21 protein-coding genes are annotated in these 16,151 nt (G+C 66.6%); 10 read left to right on the top strand and 11 right to left on the bottom strand.

Annotated features, from left to right (window positions below; translation table 11 throughout):
- Positions 1–3 precede the first annotated feature (3 nt).
- The 5 genes from ACN2C8_RS05595 to ACN2C8_RS05575 all read right to left on the bottom strand — a co-directional run bounded on the left by ACN2C8_RS05595 (position 4) and on the right by ACN2C8_RS05575 (position 3,185).
- The gene (locus tag ACN2C8_RS05595) at positions 4–888 is read right to left on the bottom strand and encodes a polyprenyl synthetase family protein (RefSeq protein WP_419254844.1); all 885 of its coding nucleotides are present in this window, start codon (positions 886–888) and stop codon (positions 4–6) included.
- Positions 885–1,229 (bottom strand): tRNA-binding protein, encoded by a 345-nt coding sequence (locus tag ACN2C8_RS05590; RefSeq protein ID WP_419254843.1) that lies wholly within the window; start codon positions 1,227–1,229, stop codon positions 885–887. The genes ACN2C8_RS05595 and ACN2C8_RS05590 overlap by 4 nt, the downstream gene beginning before the upstream one ends.
- Entirely contained in the window at positions 1,229–1,486 is a 258-nt protein-coding gene (locus ACN2C8_RS05585; protein WP_419254842.1) for an exodeoxyribonuclease VII small subunit, read from the bottom strand. The genes ACN2C8_RS05590 and ACN2C8_RS05585 overlap by 1 nt, the downstream gene beginning before the upstream one ends.
- Positions 1,487–1,605: 119 nt before the next feature.
- Positions 1,606–2,268 carry a histidine phosphatase family protein gene (locus ACN2C8_RS05580; protein ID WP_419254841.1) on the bottom strand — a complete coding sequence of 221 codons (663 nt, stop codon included), beginning with the start codon at positions 2,266–2,268 and terminating at the stop codon, positions 1,606–1,608.
- Entirely contained in the window at positions 2,265–3,185 is a 921-nt protein-coding gene (locus ACN2C8_RS05575; RefSeq protein WP_419254840.1) for a histone deacetylase family protein, read from the bottom strand. The genes ACN2C8_RS05580 and ACN2C8_RS05575 overlap by 4 nt, the downstream gene beginning before the upstream one ends.
- 63 nt (positions 3,186–3,248) lie before the next feature.
- Here ACN2C8_RS05575 and ACN2C8_RS05570 point away from each other — a divergent pair, with 63 nt between their 5' ends.
- The 8 genes from ACN2C8_RS05570 (at position 3,249) to ACN2C8_RS05535 (ending at position 10,705) form a co-directional block, all read left to right on the top strand.
- Positions 3,249–3,785 carry an N-acetyltransferase family protein gene (locus tag ACN2C8_RS05570; protein ID WP_419254839.1) on the top strand — a complete coding sequence of 179 codons (537 nt, stop codon included), beginning with the start codon at positions 3,249–3,251 and terminating at the stop codon, positions 3,783–3,785.
- 42 nt (positions 3,786–3,827) lie between these two features.
- The gene (locus ACN2C8_RS05565; RefSeq protein WP_419254838.1) at positions 3,828–5,006 is read left to right on the top strand and encodes a vWA domain-containing protein; all 1,179 of its coding nucleotides are present in this window, start codon (positions 3,828–3,830) and stop codon (positions 5,004–5,006) included.
- 293 nt (positions 5,007–5,299) lie between these two features.
- Complete coding sequence (locus tag ACN2C8_RS05560; RefSeq protein ID WP_419254837.1) at positions 5,300–5,983, top strand: TetR/AcrR family transcriptional regulator; 684 nt, start codon at positions 5,300–5,302, stop codon at positions 5,981–5,983.
- A 63-nt stretch (positions 5,984–6,046) separates the two neighbouring features.
- Positions 6,047–6,925 (top strand): transglutaminase family protein, encoded by an 879-nt coding sequence (locus ACN2C8_RS05555; RefSeq protein WP_419254836.1) that lies wholly within the window; start codon positions 6,047–6,049, stop codon positions 6,923–6,925.
- A 31-nt stretch (positions 6,926–6,956) separates the two neighbouring features.
- On the top strand, positions 6,957–7,103 hold the full coding sequence (locus tag ACN2C8_RS05550) for a hypothetical protein (RefSeq protein WP_419254835.1): 147 nt from the start codon (positions 6,957–6,959) through the stop codon (positions 7,101–7,103).
- Positions 7,104–7,191: 88 nt separating this feature from the next.
- Complete coding sequence (locus ACN2C8_RS05545; RefSeq protein WP_419254834.1) at positions 7,192–8,301, top strand: hypothetical protein; 1,110 nt, start codon at positions 7,192–7,194, stop codon at positions 8,299–8,301.
- A gap of 104 nt (positions 8,302–8,405) precedes the next feature.
- On the top strand, positions 8,406–9,236 hold the full coding sequence (locus ACN2C8_RS05540; protein ID WP_419254833.1) for a hypothetical protein: 831 nt from the start codon (positions 8,406–8,408) through the stop codon (positions 9,234–9,236).
- A 50-nt stretch (positions 9,237–9,286) separates the two neighbouring features.
- Complete coding sequence (locus ACN2C8_RS05535; RefSeq protein ID WP_419254832.1) at positions 9,287–10,705, top strand: MFS transporter; 1,419 nt, start codon at positions 9,287–9,289, stop codon at positions 10,703–10,705.
- Here the strand turns inward: ACN2C8_RS05535 and ACN2C8_RS05530 are convergent.
- From ACN2C8_RS05530 to ACN2C8_RS05510, 5 genes are all read right to left on the bottom strand, one after another.
- Positions 10,702–10,998, bottom strand: a complete 297-nt coding sequence (locus ACN2C8_RS05530) for a UvrB/UvrC motif-containing protein (protein WP_419254831.1) — start codon at positions 10,996–10,998, stop codon at positions 10,702–10,704. The two genes, ACN2C8_RS05535 and ACN2C8_RS05530, sit on opposite strands and share 4 nt — an antisense overlap.
- 48 nt (positions 10,999–11,046) lie before the next feature.
- The gene (locus ACN2C8_RS05525; RefSeq protein ID WP_419254830.1) at positions 11,047–12,108 is read right to left on the bottom strand and encodes a Leu/Phe/Val dehydrogenase; all 1,062 of its coding nucleotides are present in this window, start codon (positions 12,106–12,108) and stop codon (positions 11,047–11,049) included.
- A gap of 59 nt (positions 12,109–12,167) precedes the next feature.
- On the bottom strand, positions 12,168–13,223 hold the full coding sequence (locus tag ACN2C8_RS05520) for an alpha/beta hydrolase (protein ID WP_419254829.1): 1,056 nt from the start codon (positions 13,221–13,223) through the stop codon (positions 12,168–12,170).
- Complete coding sequence (locus ACN2C8_RS05515; protein ID WP_419254828.1) at positions 13,220–13,801, bottom strand: uracil-DNA glycosylase family protein; 582 nt, start codon at positions 13,799–13,801, stop codon at positions 13,220–13,222. Before ACN2C8_RS05515 ends, ACN2C8_RS05520 begins: the two co-directional genes overlap by 4 nt.
- Before the next feature lie 71 nt (positions 13,802–13,872).
- The gene (locus ACN2C8_RS05510; RefSeq protein ID WP_419254827.1) at positions 13,873–14,505 is read right to left on the bottom strand and encodes a glutathione S-transferase family protein; all 633 of its coding nucleotides are present in this window, start codon (positions 14,503–14,505) and stop codon (positions 13,873–13,875) included.
- A 127-nt stretch (positions 14,506–14,632) separates the two neighbouring features.
- Here ACN2C8_RS05510 and ACN2C8_RS05505 point away from each other — a divergent pair, with 127 nt between their 5' ends.
- Positions 14,633–15,190, top strand: coding sequence for a DUF4287 domain-containing protein (locus tag ACN2C8_RS05505; protein ID WP_419254826.1), 558 nt, complete (start codon positions 14,633–14,635; stop codon positions 15,188–15,190).
- Here ACN2C8_RS05505 and ACN2C8_RS05500 read toward each other — a convergent pair.
- Positions 15,187–15,489 (bottom strand): DUF3253 domain-containing protein, encoded by a 303-nt coding sequence (locus ACN2C8_RS05500; RefSeq protein ID WP_419255822.1) that lies wholly within the window; start codon positions 15,487–15,489, stop codon positions 15,187–15,189. The genes ACN2C8_RS05505 and ACN2C8_RS05500 overlap by 4 nt on opposite strands.
- 119 nt (positions 15,490–15,608) lie before the next feature.
- Here ACN2C8_RS05500 and ACN2C8_RS05495 point away from each other — a divergent pair, with 119 nt between their 5' ends.
- Positions 15,609–16,061, top strand: coding sequence for a PaaI family thioesterase (locus ACN2C8_RS05495; RefSeq protein ID WP_419254825.1), 453 nt, complete (start codon positions 15,609–15,611; stop codon positions 16,059–16,061).
- The last annotated feature ends 90 nt before the right edge of the window (positions 16,062–16,151 follow it).

The following is a 16,151-nucleotide window of genomic DNA, read 5'->3' as shown; positions in this document are numbered from 1 at the left end:
CGGTCAACTGCGCCGGTCCAGCACGAAATCAACGCTGCGGCGCAGATGATTGGCGCGTTCGCCGAAAATATCGAGGTGAGACTTGGTTTGAGCGGCCAAAAGCGTCGCCCGTTCCTTGGCCGCGTCCAGGCCCAGCAGGGTGACATAGTTGGTCTTGCCCATGGCGGCGTCCTTGCCGCCCGCGGCCTTGCCCAGCACGGCTTCGTCGCCCTCGGCGTCGAGAATGTCGTCGACGATCTGGTAGGCCAGACCCAGGTCCTGGGCGAAGCCCATCAGGGCGGCGCGCTCGGAATCTTTTGCCCGGGCGATGATCAGCGGAATTTCAAAGGCAAAGGCGATCAGGGCGCCGGTTTTCAGGCGCTGCATGCGGGCCACAGCCCCCAGATCGTCGCGAACGCCCAGAATGTCGATCATCTGGCCGCCCGCCATGCCCTTGGCGCCCGAAGCGATGGCCAGCTTGCGCACCAGTTCGGCGCGGATGTGGCCGTCATCGTGGGTGTCGGGGTGGGCCATGATCTCGAAGGCGGCGGTCTGCAGCGCGTCGCCCGCCAGGATCGCGGTGGCTTCGTCATACTGGATGTGCACGGTCGGCCGGCCGCGACGCACGTCGTCATTGTCCATGGCCGGCAGGTCGTCATGCACCAGGCTGTAGGCGTGGATACATTCCAGGGCGCAGGCGGCGCGCAGCACCGGGCGCTCGGGCAGGTCGAACATCTTGCCGGTTTCGAGGGCGAAGAACGGCCGCAGCCGCTTGCCAGGCCCCAGGGCCGCATAGCGCATGGCCTCGGTCAGCCGGCTCTCGGGGCCGTCGGCCCGTGGCAGAAGCTCGTCGAGCGCCACGGTGACGATGTCGGCCGCCTGGACGATGCGACGTTCCAGATCGATCAAAACAGCTTCCCCCCGTCCGGCGCCGCGCGATCCACGCTGACCAGCACCACATCACCCTCAGCGTCGGGAAAGCCCAGACACAGAACCTCGGACATCACAGGACCGATCTGGCGTGGCGGAAAATTGACCACCGCCGCGATCCGGCGCCCGACCAGATCGTCCAGGGCATAGTGCTTGGTCACCTGGGCCGACGAGCGCTTGATCCCGATCTTCGGGCCAAAATCGATGGTCAGCTTGTAGGCGGGCTTGCGGGCTTCGGGAAACGGCTCGGCCCTGGTCACGGTGCCGATGCGGATATCCACTTTTTCGAAGTCGTCATAGGAGATCGGCGCTGAAGCCATCAGGCGAAGTCCGCCGGTTCGGCGCTGACTGCGCCGCCCTGGCCCAGAACGATCTTTTCGACCTTCAGGCGGGCGGCCTCGAGCTTCTTTTCGCAGTGGGCCTTCAAGGCCGCGCCGCGCTCATAGATGTCGATCGACCGCTCCAGCGGGGCCTGGCCGGACTCCAGCTCGGACACGATCTTTTCCAGCTCGGCCAGGGCCTGCTCGAAGCTCAGCCCGGCGAGATCTCCATCCATGGCTTTCGAGGCGTCGGTCATTTCAACTCCGAGGAGAACGGCCGCACCCTAGTGGGGCGGGAAGATACGGGCAACGACCTAGAATGCGGCCGTCGTTAAGGGAAGTCGCAATGCGCCCTCTCGTCTTGGGAGCGTGGTCTTCAGGCCAGGGTGAAGCGCTTGACGCTCCAATAGGCGTGGCCTTCGTCAAGCAGCTGGAGCGCGCCCTTTCTTCTCAGAGACCGGGCGACCATCCAGTTGAAGAAGCCGTGGGCCAGAACCAGCACGTCCTGCCCACCGGCGGCCAGATCGATCAGCAGGTCGGCAGCCTGGTCAGCGCGGAGCTCGGCCTGGGCCCGGGTCTCCTGCCCGCCGTGGTGGTTGAAGAACCACCACCAGAAGCGAGCGAAGAATCCCAGATGACTGGGCTTCATCTTGATCCATGACGGCCAGGGCGGCGGGGGCAGTGGTGCCTCGACGAACAACGGATCGGTTGAGAAGGCGCGACCCGCGCAGACGGCCTGGGCGGTCTCGATCGAGCGGCGGCGGGTCGAGGCGATGACGAGGCTGGCCTGCCGGCAGGTCTCGACCAGGGAGGCCGGCGGCGTCTGGCCCGGCTTCAGCCCGCCGACTTCATAACGCGCCCACCACTCGCCGTAGGCGGCGCAGTTGAAGCGCACCTTGCGCGACAGGGCCGGCTCGCCATGTCGGGCCAGGGTGATAAGGCCCGGACGCACCGGTCTTTCCTCCGCGAGGGTGTGGTCGGCGTTGCTTGCGTCGGCCATGTTCCCGAGAGAGCGACGGCTGCCCGTCGATCCCTTCATCCCTCCTGCAGAGCGCTGACATGCGCGGCGGCTGAGCGTCCCAGCGCCTGCAGGTCGTAGCCGCCCTCGAGCGAGGAAACAATACGGCCCCGCGACCGAGCATTGGCGACCGAGACGATCGCCCGGGTCGCCCAGGCAAAATCCTCGGCTTCCAGGTTCTGCGCCGATAGCGGATCGCGGACATGAGCGTCGAAGCCGGCGGACACCAGAATCAGGTCCGGCGAGAAGGCGTCGACCTTGTCCATCAGCCCCTCGAACCCCGCCCGCCAGGTTTCCCGGGCGGCGCCCGGCGCCACGATGGCGTTGGCGATGTTGCCCAGGCCGGTCTCGGACGGATCACCGGTGCCGGGATACAGCGGCGACTGGTGGATCGAGGCGAAGAAGACGGTGGGGTCGTGCTCGAACGCGGCCTGGGTGCCATTGCCGTGATGGACGTCGAAATCGACGATGGCCACCCGGCGAAGGCCCGAAGCCTGGGCCACCCGCGCCGCGACCGCCACGTTGGAGAACACGCAGAAGCCCATGGCTGTGCCCGGCTCGGCGTGATGGCCCGGCGGCCGCACCGCGCAGAAGGCCCTCATGCCCTCCCCGGCCGCGATCTGGCGCACGGCTGAAACCGCCGCCCCGGCCGCTCGCCGCGCCGCGACCAGACTGCCGGGGGTCAGGATGGTGTCGGGATCCAGGGCATGGCGGCCCGTGCTGGGGGCCGAAGCCAGGATGGTGTCGATGAAGGCCTGTGGGTGCACCAGGGCGAGGTCGGCGATGTCGACCAGCGGCGCCTCATGGGTTTCAAGGTCCAGCGTGGCGTCGTCGCCCAGGGCGTCGATCACCGCCTGCAGCCGTTCAGGCCGCTCGGCGTGGCCGTCGCCTGGCCGGTGGTCCAGCATATCGGAATGGGTGAACAGGGCGATGCTCATGACCGGACGGTAGCGCGGACAGCCATTGGACGAAACCGGTCGATCGCGGTTATCAGGATCGGCATGAGCCTTTCCCTTCGCCGCGCCACCCTTGAAGACGCCGACACGGTCTCCAGCCTGGGCGCCCGCACCTTCATCCAGACCTTCGACTATCTGTATCCGCCGGCGGATCTGGAGACCTTCATCGCCTATGCCTACGGGCTGGAGCGCACCCGGAGCGATCTGGCTCACCCCGACAAGGCCACCTGGCTGCTGGAGGATGACGGCGAGGCGATCGGCTACGCCATGGCCGGTCCCTGCGACCTGCCACACGATGACGTACAACCGGGCGATGGCGAGCTGAAGCGCATCTATGTGCTGAAAGGGTGCCAGGGCGGCGGCAAGGGTTCCATGCTGATGAACGCCGCACTGGAGTGGCTGGAGAAGGATGGCCCCCGCCCCCTGTGGATCGGGGTGTGGTCCGAGAACTTCGGAGCGCAGCGGTTCTATGAGCGGCTGGGCTTCGCCAAGGTCGGGGAGTACTTTTTCCCGGTCGGGGAGATTCAGGATCTGGAATTCATTCTCCGGCGAGACCCGCACCCCCTGTTGCGTCCCGTTTAAGAACCCTCCACACTCCAAACATCTGTTCGAAAGCCCGCATCGATGTTCCTTCGCTTCTTCTCCGAGCTCCGCCAGGCCAAGGTGCCGGTCAGCCTCCGAGAGTACCTGATGCTCATGGAAGCCCTCGACAAGGACGTCATCGACCGTTCGGTCGAGGACTTCTATTTCCTGTCCCGCGCCAGCCTGGTGAAGGACGAGAAGAACCTCGACAAGTTCGATCGGGTGTTCAGCCACGTCTTCAAGGGCCTGGAGACCGTCAGTGACGGCCTCGCCGCCGACATCCCGGAAGAGTGGCTAAAGGCCCTGACCGAGAAGTTCCTGACCGACGAGGAAAAGGCGGCGATCGAGGCCATGGGCGGCTTCGAGAAGCTGATGGAGATGCTGCAGGAGCGCCTCAAGGAACAGAAGAAGCGCCACGAGGGCGGCAACAAGATGATCGGCTCGGGCGGCACCAGTCCGTTCGGCAATAACGGCTACAATCCCGAAGGCGTCCGCATCGGCCAGGACAAGAGCCGCCACGGCAAGGCCGTGAAGGTCTGGGACAAGCGCGAATACAAGAACCTCGATGACTCGGTCGAACTGGGCACCCGCAACATCAAGGTGGCCCTGCGCCGCCTGCGCAAGTTCGCCCGCGAAGGCGCCGCCGAGGAACTGGACCTGAACGGCACCATCCGCGGCACGGCGGAAAAGGGCTATCTCGACATCCAACTGCGCCCCGAGCGGCGCAACAAGATCAAGGTGCTGCTGTTCTTCGACATCGGCGGCTCGATGGACGGCCACATCAAGCTCTGCGAGGAGCTGTTCAGCGCCGCCAAGACCGAGTTCAAGAACCTGGAATTCTACTATTTCCACAACTGCCTTTACGAGGCCGTGTGGAAGGACAATCGCCGCCGTCAGGTGGAGAAGATCCCGACCTGGGACGTGCTCCACAAGTTCCCCAGCGATTACAAGGTGATCTTCATCGGCGACGCGACGATGAGCCCCTACGAGATCACCTATCCGGGCGGCAGTGTCGAACACTGGAACGAGGAGCCCGGCGCGATCTGGATGCAGCGGGTGGCCGACATCTATCAGAGCTGCATCTGGCTCAACCCCACGCCCGAGCGGCACTGGGACTACACCCAGTCGATCGGGGTGATGAAGACCCTGATGAACGAGCGGATGTTCCCGCTGACCATCGAGGGCCTGGACAAGGCGATGCGCGAGCTGGTGCGGGGGTAAAAGTCCTCCCCCTGAAGGGGGAGGCGGTCGCGCAGCGACCGGAGGGGGAAGTCGGCTGAGGCTGCATCACTCCCTTCAGGGACAGGACATGGGGCGTCGATCCCCGTGCCCATCAGGGGATAGCGTGCGGTTTACCCCCGTACAGCCGGCCCCTTCCGCAGCGGAAATTCCGCAGCGCACCGCCGCGCCAAACAAGCGGTCCCACCAGTACTTCATCAGCCTTCGGCCGATCTTGACGCTTGCGCCAAATTTAAACGCCCGTAAGACTTCCCCACGGGTAAAGGGGAATTGTAGTGAGTCCGACCACCGACGCCGCCGTCTCGCCGCTTCTGAATGAAGGGGTGGCAGAGGCCGCCGAGACCGAAGCCGCGACCAAGAATCTGGTGTTCGTCGCCGCCGAGCGGCTGTTTGCGCTGCATGGCTTCCAGAACGTGTCGGTGCGCGACATTACCGCAGCCGCTGGCGTCAACCTCGCCTCGGTGAACTATCATTTCGGCTCCAAGGACGCCCTGCTGTTCGAGATTTTCCGTCGCCGCACGGCGGAGCTGAACCGCGAACGCGCCCGCATGCTGCACGAGGCTAATGACCGCAACGCCGGCAAGCCGCCCGTGCGCGAGGTGCTGGCCGCCCTGCTGACCCCGCCCCTGCGCTGGCTGGCCCCCGATCACGAGCGCCGCATCTCGCTGCAGTTCCTGATCCGCGCCCGCAGCGAGGGCACCGACGAGATCCGCCAGATCCTGAAGACCGACGTCTCGCACCTGCGCCGCTTCTCCGACGCGCTGCTGGCGGCCCGCCCTACCCTGTCGCCGGAAGACGTCTACTGGCGCCTGCACTTCACCCTGGGCATGCTGCACAACAACCGCTTCGCCGAGTTTGATCGCCTGAACGTGTTGTCGGAAGGGGCCACCAGCGAGGGCGACGTGGAGGCCCTGCTGGCGCGGATGCTGGCCTTCGCCGAGGCGGGCTTCGCGGCCTGATACCGGGCGCGATCTGGCGCCGCCTGACGGAACCAAGCGGCCCGGCCGGGGTTAGGCTCGGCAATGGCAAGACTCAGAATCCTGCACGAGACCCGGTACGACTATGATCGCCCGGTCAGGTTCGGCACACACCGGCTGCTGATCCGCCCGCGCGACAGCCATGCCCTGCGCATCGTCCAGGCCTCGCTCTATGTCACCCCGCCCGGCCCCACCCGCTGGACCTATGACGCCAACGGCAATTGCGTATGCCTGTTCAATCCGCGCGGCGAGTCGACCTCACTGAGCATCATCAGTGAACTGATTATAGATCGCTTCCCCGCTCCGCTGTCGCCGCTGCGGATCGACAACCCCCATACCCTGACGCCGATCGTCTATGGCCGCGAGGATCACGCGACCCTGGCCCCGTTCATGGCGCCGGTCACCGACGATCCCGACGCTATACTTCTCAAATGGCTGCGCGGCCTCAGCGGACGCATGGACGAGCCGGCGCTGGATTTCCTGCTGCGGGTCAATTCGGTCATCCATCAGCAGTTCGACTACACCACCCGCTATGAGCAGGGCGTCCAGAGCCCGCTGGAGACCCTGGCCAGCGGCAAGGGGGCCTGCCGAGACCTGGCCTGGCTGATGGTCGAGGGCATGCGCCGGCTGGGCTATGCGGCCCTGTTCGCCACCGGCTACCTATATTCGCCCCGCGCTTCGGCCGTGCGCGGCGCAGGCGCGACCCATGCCTGGTGCGAGCTGTTCCTGCCCGACCTCGGCTGGGTGGAGTTCGACCCTACCAATGGCCTGGCCGAGTCGCCGGACCTTATCCGTGTGGCCACGACCCGCACCCCGGCCCAGGCCCTGCCGGTCTCGGGGGCCATTCTGGGCGACCCTGGCGAGGCCCGACTTCACGTCTCCGTGGATGTCGCCTTGGTCGACCCTGTTTACGAGCCCGCGTGATAAAGTGACCTGTCGATCGGGAGTGAGAGCCATGACCAATGGGTTCCAGCATCAAGACCCCATGACCAATTACAGCGTGCCCAAGTCCGAGCCCAAGGCCCAGCATGGCCGCAAGCCCGATGAGGAAGCCTTGAAGCTCAAGGAACGACGGACATTCGAGCCTAGACCGGGCCATTAACGGCGAACGGCGTTCTCCGAAGTTTTGACAATCCGCCTGGCGACGCGCTTACTACCCTGGGATGAAATTCGCTTGGGGGCGCGCAAGCATGGGCGAGACCAGAAATCCAAGGGTCGTGTTCGCGATCGGCCTGGCGCGCGTCCTGCTGTCGATCCTCGTCGTCTATGCGTTCCTGGCCACCCTGATGACGGCCTCAGCCCAGCAGTCGATCTCGGCCGGGCTGAAGGATGTGGCCAACGAAGACGGCAAGCCCGTCACCTACAGCCAGGCCTATCTGGCCTACAAGAAATCCGCCGAGCTGAAAAAGACCCGCGATCAGGCCTGGCGCGAGCACGACGCCGAACGCAAGGCGATGGAGAAGACCCGGTCTCTGAGGGCCGGCCTTGAGCCGGCGATCGAGAGCGAGTCCGACGCCTTCTTCAGCTTTCGCGACCGCCTGAGAGCCCAGGCCCTGTGCGAGTTCAGCCCCAACGCCAGCAAGCTCCAGGACTGGGAGACGGTTCAGAGCTGCGAGCTCAAGCCCCGCGACCAGAAGATCTGGGACTCGCTGGTCGCGCGCTCACCTAACTTCAAGCAGGTGATGGAGAACGCCTCGCGCGCCGATGCGGCCTTCTACGAGGCTAGGAACAGTGTCGACAGCTCCAAGGCGGCCCTCGACGAGGCCGACAAGCAGGGGCAGTGGGCCCTGCAGGTGGGCCGAAAGTTCGGTGACTTCGATCTTCTGCGCGGCTCATGGATGGCGGCGGGCGGCCTGTTCGAGGGTTTCCCGCCGGCCACCCTGCAGATCCTGCTGGCCTTCATGTCGGGAGCCTTCGGGGCCTTGCTGATCGCCCAGATCCTGATCGTCTATCCCGAGAACCAGCTGGGCCTGACCAAGGGCGAGGGCTTCGAGGCCCGCATCGGGCTGGGCGGCATGGTCGCGGTCTGCGTCTACATCATTCTGGGCAGTGGTGCGGTGCTGCTGGGCGACGCGTCCTCGCTGGAGGGCGACGCCAATGTCATGACCTTTGCGGGCGTCGGCGTCCTGGCGGGCATGTTTTCCGACCGGGTCGCCGCCTGGCTCTCAGAGCGCGCCAACTTCTTCTTCGAAGCGCGTGGCAAGCCCGATGGCGACAATTCCGGTGGCGACAGAAACGCGGACGCCGAGGTCAGGCCCAAATCGCCTACCGGACCGCCAGAAAAGCGGGCGCGAACGTAAATTCACATTTCGTGGGTACGTTGGGCCTGTACAGGCGTCACACTGTTGAGCATATCCTTAACGTGCACGCTGGGGGACGCGAGCGCGAGGGAACGTTCGGATCGATGCGGGTTGGGGTCATCATAAGGGGCGCGCTGGTCGCGGCCGGGCTGGGAGTGGTCGCTACGACCGCCACGGCCCTGTCGACCCATGCGCCGACGCCCTATGACGCAACCCTGACTCTGGCCGGTGGCGACGCCGCCGGTATCGATCCGGACGCTCCGATCGCCACCGCTCGCTATGGCGACGCGCCGCGCCGCGCGGCCGCCGCGCCCGCCTCAACCCTTGCACCCTCGCCCATCGATCTGGCCGGAGCGGTCGCGCCCCTGGCCGGCGGCCCAGCTTCTGTCCCCGCACCCAAGCCCTTGCTGGTCGCCCAGACCCAGCCCGCGATCCAGACCCTCGCAGAGCCCCGCAGGCGCCCTGCGGCGACCGCCGTGACCGTCGCCGAAACGCGTCAGCCAGCCTTGGGCCTTGTCCGCGCTTCGGCACGCCGCATTCCGGTGGTCAAGGTCGAGGATATCGACATCCAGCCCTTCGGCTCGCTCGACGCGCCTTCGACGTCCCAGCGCCTGTCCGTCAACGCCTCGGCCCTGATGGGCAAGATGAGCGGCGTGGCCCAGGATCCGCGCCGGGGCCGTTGGGTGCTGTTCGCCGCCAGTTCGGGCCAGGCCCTGAGCTGGAACATGATCCGCAGTTCTGTCGACGGATGGCGCGGTTCCGGCTGGTCTCAGGACCGGTTGACGCGCTTTGGCACCCATCAGGTCGGCGTCGGCTGGCGCAAGGGCGGCAAGCAACTGTCGCTCAGCGCCACCCGTCGCAAGCTGCAGGCCGAGGCCTATTCCGACCGCGACATGGTCTATGGCGTGACCCTGTCGATCAAGCCCAAGCGCTGAGACCGTCGCCAGCACTTGAGCCGGCCATGCCAGGGGCATAAGCCCAGAGCGTGCCAGAACCGCAAGCTTCCCCGCAGCCCTCGCCGCTGGCCACCCGGCTGGTCGCGATCGCCATGGCCAGCGCGCTGTTCATGGAATTTGTCGACGCCACCGCGCTGTCGACCGCCCTGCCAACCCTGGCCCGGGCCTTTGCGGTGGATCCAATCCATCTGAAGCTGGCCCTGACCTCCTACATCCTGTCGCTGGCGGTGTTCACCCCCGCCAGCGGCTGGGCGGCCGAGCGGTTCGGCTCGCGCCGGGTTTTCCTGGCGGCGATGGTGGTGTTCCTGCTGGGCTCGGCCCTGTGCGGTCTGTCGCGCAACCTCGAGGCCCTGGTCGCCTCGCGCATCCTGCAGGGCCTGGGCGGCGCGATGATGACGCCGGTGGCGCGACTGATCGTGGTGGGCTCGACCCCGCGCGACAAGCTGATCACCGCCATGGGCTGGTTCACCATGCCCGCCCTGCTGGGACCGCTGATGGGACCGCCGCTGGCTGGCCTGGTGCTGACCTTCGCCGACTGGCCGTGGATCTTCTACCTGAACCTGCCGGTGGGCGTGCTGGGCATGATCGCCGTGATGCGCTTCGTGCCGCCCGGGACGCGCCAGCCCGACATCCGCTTCGACTGGGCCGGCTTTGCGCTCGCGGCCGTGGCCGTCAGCGGGCTGGTGGTGGTGGCCGAGACGGCGGGTCTGGGCCTGCTGCCAGTGGGGCTGCAGCTGTCGATCCTGGGCGCGGCGCTGCTGGTTGGCTGGGCCTATCTGCGCCAGGCCAAACGCTCGGCCCAACCGATCCTCGACCTGTCGCTGATGCGCTATCCGACCTATCGGGCCAGCCTGGTGGGCGGCGCGTTCGTGCGGCTGGGCGTCGGCGCCAGCCCGTTCCTTCTGCCCCTGCTGCTGCAGGTGGCGCTGGGCTGGACGCCGCTGCAGGCCAGTCTGGTGACCATCGCCTCGGGCGGCGGCGTGCTGGTCGCCCGTCCGTTCGCGGCCTGGAACCTCAAGCGGGTCGGCTTCCGCACGGCCCTGGCCTTTGCCCTGGTGCTGACGGCGGTCTTCACCGCCGCGCCCGGCTTCTTCACGGCTTCGACGCCGGTGTGGGTGATGATCGCCCTGATGACCCTGGGCGGGTTCTTCCGCTCCAACCAGTTCATCGCCGCCAACACCATCGCCTATGCCGATGTGCCCGAAAGCTCGGTGGCCGCAGCCTCGACCCTGGCGGCGGTGGCCCAGCAGGTCGGCCTGGCCATGGGTGTCAGCTTCGGCGGCGCGATGCTGCATCTGGCGCGCGGCGCGGACGGCGCCCTGACGCCCGACCGCTTCGTCCTGCCCTATCTGGCGGTCGGCGCGGTGACCCTGATGGCCCTGCCGGTTTACCTGGCCTTGGACAAGGACGCCGGCTCAAGCATCAGCGGCCGGGGCGCGAAGGACTAGCCCTTGCGACGACGTGCGCCGCGCGAATGGCCGGCGGTCATCGGGTCAGGCTTCCTGGGCGGGATCCAGCCCTCGGGCGGCGCGTAGACCTGCTGGTCCGTGCCCAGGCCCATCTTTCCCGGAACCTGGCGCTGGAAGTACGAGGCCTGAGGCGCGTCCTCTACACCCCGCACGAGGTTACCCCGCCGCAGGTCCTGGATCTGGTCGCGCAACTTGCTCGCCGTCTCGAAATCCTCAACGGCGACAGCGGCTTCCATCTGTTGTTTCAAGTCGTCGAGATGGGTGTTGGACATGGCAGGCTCCATGATTTCCAACATGGAACGCGCGACGCGGCGAAAAAGCTAGGCCCGCGCCGCTGCGATGCGGGCCCGGGCGATCTCGTCGGCCACCAGGTTGGCGGGGCGCTTTTCGGCGATCGACTGGTCAATGACTTCGCCCAGGGTCTGGGCCAGGCGGTCCAGCTTGGTCGCCACCCACTGGCCGTCGAACGACCCCTTAGCCTCGAGGGCGCGGATCTCTGCGGCCACATTGATGATGCCGCCGCCATTGATGACATAGTCGGGGGCGTAGAGGATGCCGCGATCAAACACCGTCTGGCCGATCATGGCGTCGGCCAGCTGGTTGTTGGCGCCGCCGGCGATCACCTTGACCTTCAGGCGCGGCAGGGTCGCGGCCGAGATCGCGCCGCCCAAGGCGCAAGGGGCGAAGACGTCAGCCTCCACATCAAAGATGGCGTCGGTCGGCACGATGGTCGCGCCGGTCTTAGCGGCCACCTCTTGCAGGGCCGTCTGGTTGACGTCGGCGATGATCAGGACCGCGCCGGCCGTGTGCAGCTTTTCGGCCAGATAGGCGCCGACATGACCGACGCCCTGGATCGCGACGCGCACGCCCGTCAGGTCGCGCTGCAAAGCCTTCTCGACGCAGAGCCGCACGCCGCGGAACACGCCTTCGGCGGTGACCGGCGACGGGTCGCCAGAGGCGGCCGCATGGCCTTCCAGGCCAGCGACATAGCGGGTGGTCTTGCGGGTGCTTTCCAGATCGGACGGCGAGACGCCGACATCCTCGGCGGTCCAGTATTTGCCGTTCAGGCTGTCGACCGCGCGGCCGAAGGCCTCGAACAGGGCCGGCGTCTTCTGGCTGCGGCTGTCACCGATGATCACGGCCTTGCCGCCGCCGAAGTCGAGGTCGGCCATGGCGTTCTTGTACGACATGCCGCGCGACAGGCGCAGGGCGTCGGTCAGGGCGGCCTGGCTGCTGGTGTAGTCCCACATCCGGCAGCCGCCGGCGGCGGGGCCCCGGGCGGTGGAATGTATGGCGATGATAGACTTCAGACCGGTTTTTTCGTCGAAGAAGGCGTGGACGCCTTCATGTCCCTCGAAATCGGGGGAATCGAACAAGGTCATGCCGCAGGTCTCGCCTCAGACAGAAGAATGCGCCGGGGTGTACGCTCCCCGGCGCGCCGTCACAACCCCGAAGACTTGCCCGAAGACTTGGCGGCGCCCTTGAGGGGCTTGGGCGCCATGGCCTCCATGACCTTGACGCTGTCCGGGATCGGCGGCGCGCCCGAGGGCCAGGGCGCAGCGGGATCTTTCAGGAAGCTGACCGCATCGCGCCAGACGGTCGGGGCCTGCTGGTCGACCAGCAGCAGGTGCCAGCCCTTGGCATAGCAGGCGGTGCGGTCCGTGAGCTTCAGCTTGGCGGCGGCTTCGACCGTCGGTTCTTTCGGGATGATCTTGTCATTGACCCCATAGAACCAGGCGGTCGGGACCGTGATCCTGTCGGTCGAGCGCCAGGCCTTCTCCATCAGGCCGACCAGGCCATAGACGGTGTCGGACCGCGCGCCCCAGATCATCAGCGGGTCTTTGCCCATGCGCCGCAGCTCGTCGAGATTGTCGCTGGGCATCACCTTGCGCACCAGCCAGTCCGGCGGCTCGACCACCCAACCGCCGACCATATGGGCGGTGACCCACAGGCTGGCGCGATTGGGCAGGGGCTGCTCGGACCAGCCCCAGACGGCGGGGGCAAACAGCAGCAGGCGATCCACGACGGGCGGATCGGGATCGGTCATGGCGGTGATGGCCAGCGCCCCGCCCATGCTGATCCCGGCCAGGGCGATCTTGGCACCCGGATGCCGCTCGCGGACCAGGGCCACGCAGGTCCGAACATCCTCGATGACCACGCCGACCGGCGCCCAGACGCCGCGCTCGGGCGAGCGACCAAAGCCGCGCACGTCGAAGGCATAGGTGGCAATCCCCTGCCCGGCCCACCCGTCGGCGGCCAGGTGATAGGCGTAGGAATAGTCGTTCATGCCGTGCAGGCCGACGATCACCCATTCAGGCTCGCCCATCGGAAGCCAGGTCCTCAGGCCCAGCCGCGCACCGTCGAAACTGACGAAATCGTCGCCCTCGAAGCGCGGCCCGCGAAAGCCCAGCGGCCCCAGGTCCAGCCTCTGGGTCAGGGGCGCGCAGCCGCTCAGGGCGGCGGCGGACGCAGTGAGGATCAGACTTCGGCGGTTCATGCCTCCAGAATGCTCGCCACACGCTGGCGAAGATAGGGCGCAACCTCCGCCTCGAACCACGGATTGCGCTTGAGCCAGGCGGTGTTGCGCCACGACGGATGCGGCATCGGCAGCACATTGGAGCCAAAGCTGCGCCAGGCCGCGACGGTGTCGGTCATGGTCTTGCCCACGCGGTCGCCCAGCGCCCAGGCCTGGGAGTAGCTGCCGACCAGCAGGGTCAGTTCGACATTGGGCAGCCGCTCCAGCAACTGCGGCCGCCACAGCGCCGCACAGCGCGGCGGCGGCGGATAGTCGCCGCCCTTGGGGTTGGTCCCCGGAAAACAGAAGGCCATGGCCGCGACACCGATCTCGGGCCGGGCATAGAAGGTCTCGCGATCAATCCCCATCCACTGACGCAGCCGGACGCCGGACGGATCGTTGAACGGCAGGCCGGTCTCGTGGACGAGGCGTCCCGGCGCCTGGCCACAGATCAGGATGCGCGTCTCGGGGCGCACCCACACCACGGGCCGGGGCGTGTGCGGCAAGTAGGGCGCGCAGGCCCGGCAGGCGGCGATGTCGGCGAGCACCGTGTCTAGCATCGGGACACTCTAGGGCGCGGCGGCGTTTATCCAAACGTCGCCGCGCCCCCTGGGTGAAGAGAGGGGCGACATCAGCCGCCCAGGAAGCCCCGCTCCTTGGCAATCACCGTTTCGAACGACGGCCGGGCCAGAACGCTGTCGGCCCAGGCCTTGGCCTTGGGCCACTTGGCGAAGTCAAAGCCCGCATGCATGAGGTTGGCGAAGGGGCTGGCGACCGCGATGTCGGCCAGGGTCAGGCGGTCCTCGATCAGGAAACCGCTCTCGGGAGCAATCTTCTCCAGATAATCGAGCACCGGGGGCATCTCTTCCCGGGTGGCCTTTTCAACGGCCGCCATGTCGCTTTCCACGCCCATGAACCGAGGGCCAACGACCAGGTTGAAGAAGATCTTGCCTGCGGCCCCGACAAAGATGCTGTCGGCGAACTCCTCGAACCAGATCGTCCGGGCACGGGCCTTGGGCTCAAGCGGGATCAGGTTGGGCTCGGGATAGGCCGCCTCCAGATAGGTGACGATGGCGCTGGAGTCGGAGATCTTGAAATCACCGTCCTGAAAGCCCGGGATCTTCTTGAACGGGCTGATCTCCAGAAACTCCGGATCAGGCGAACCGGGCCGGGCGACCTTGTTTTCGAAGGTCAGGCCCTTCTCTGTGGCGAAGGCCATGGTCTTGCGCACGAACGGCGACAGCGACGAGCCGTGAATCAGCATCGGTGAACTCCCCTATTGTTGGAGCTCATAGTTCATCGATTAAGTTTCGTTTCAAGACCCAGTTGCGCCGACTTGACGCCGACGCCGCGTTGGCGGTTCATTTCGCCAAGCAGCGGGGAGATCGGACGTGGCGGACCCTCAGGCCGAAATCGCCAACATGATCGCCAATCTGGAGGCCAAAACCGGCAGGACGCTGGACGCCTGGATCGGGGCCGTGCGGGCCGGCGGCCACGAAAAGCACAAAGCCGTCGTCGACTGGCTGAAGGCCGAGCACGGCCTGGGCCACGGCTACGCCAACTTGGTCGCCCACAAGACCTTCGCCTCTGACGCCGGTTCCAGCGACGACGAAGCCCTGGTGGAGGCCATGTTCGCCGGACCCAAGGCCGCGATGCGCCCGGTTTATGACAGGGTGGCGGCGATTATCGGGGGACTTGAGGGCGCAAGCTTCGCGCCCAAAAAGGGCTATGTCAGCTTCCGGCGCACCAAGCAGTTCGGCTTGGCGCAACCCTCGACCAAGGACCGGCTGGACCTGGGTTTGAACCTCAAGGGTGTCGAGCCGGTGGGCAGGCTGGAGGCGTCCGGCTCGTTCAACGCCATGGTCAGCCATCGCGTGCGGCTGGCCTCGCCCGAAGACGTCGACGCGCAGGTCGAGGCTTGGATCAGCCAGGCCTGGGGAGGCGCCTAGATATCGTCGTCGGCGTCGTCATCCGGAGCGACGGTTTCGAAGCTGGTCGGATCGCCCGGCAGACGGGTGCGCAGGCGATAGACGCCGCGGAACTTGTCGGGATCAACCGGCTTGTTGTGGCGCAGGATGACGATGGTCCCGGCCTTGGCCATTTCGATGGCGTTGGTGCGCACGTGACCCAGGATCTGCTGCCAGCGCTCGGGCTGAACCGCCTTGGCGACGCTCATGGGGTCGATGGACTTTCCCTCCGGCAGGCCTGCCAGCTGGGAAAGGATGGTCTCTTGAATAGGACTAGTGATGGGGATCGGGGTCGTCATGCGCCGCTCCATGCCACGGATCGCCGCCTTACGCGAGGGACGGCTTGCGCGTCTTTCGCCACGGCTCTAGCTCAAGCCGGTTGATTTGAGGGGACGAGCATATGGATGGCGGCAATGACGCGCCCGGCGGGCCGCGACTGGTCGAGAGCGGCGAGTGGGCCGGCTGGCGCACCTGGTCGGGTCTGGATCCGTTCGAGGACCAGTCCGGCCCCTTCTATTTCAAGGAAGACGACGCCGGGCTGGTGACCACCGCCTTCCTCGCCGAAACGCGCCACATGAATGGCGGCGGCTTCATGCACGGCGGCTGCATGATGACCTTCGCCGACTTTTCGCTGTTCGCGATCTCGTGGCGGGCGCTGGCCGGCCAGCATGCCGTCACGGTCAGCCTGAACGGCGAGTTCATGGGTCCCGCCCGACCCGGTGACCTGGTCACGGCGACCGGCGAAGTGACCAAGGCCGGCGGCTCGCTGCTGTTCGTGCGCGGGCTGGTCTCGACGGGCAGTTCGCCGATGTTGAACTTTTCAGGCGTGATCAAGAAGATCCGGTCGCGGTAGAAAAGTCCTCCCCCTAGCGGGGGAGGTGTCGCCGCAGGCGACGGAGGGGGCAGTAACGGCGCAGTCCTTGCGGTCTTCCCCCACCGGCCT

The organism is Caulobacter sp. ErkDOM-C (assembly GCF_048541825.1).
Classification (GTDB): Bacteria; Pseudomonadota; Alphaproteobacteria; order Caulobacterales; family Caulobacteraceae; genus Caulobacter.
This window is presented reverse-complemented; position numbering and strand designations above follow the sequence as displayed.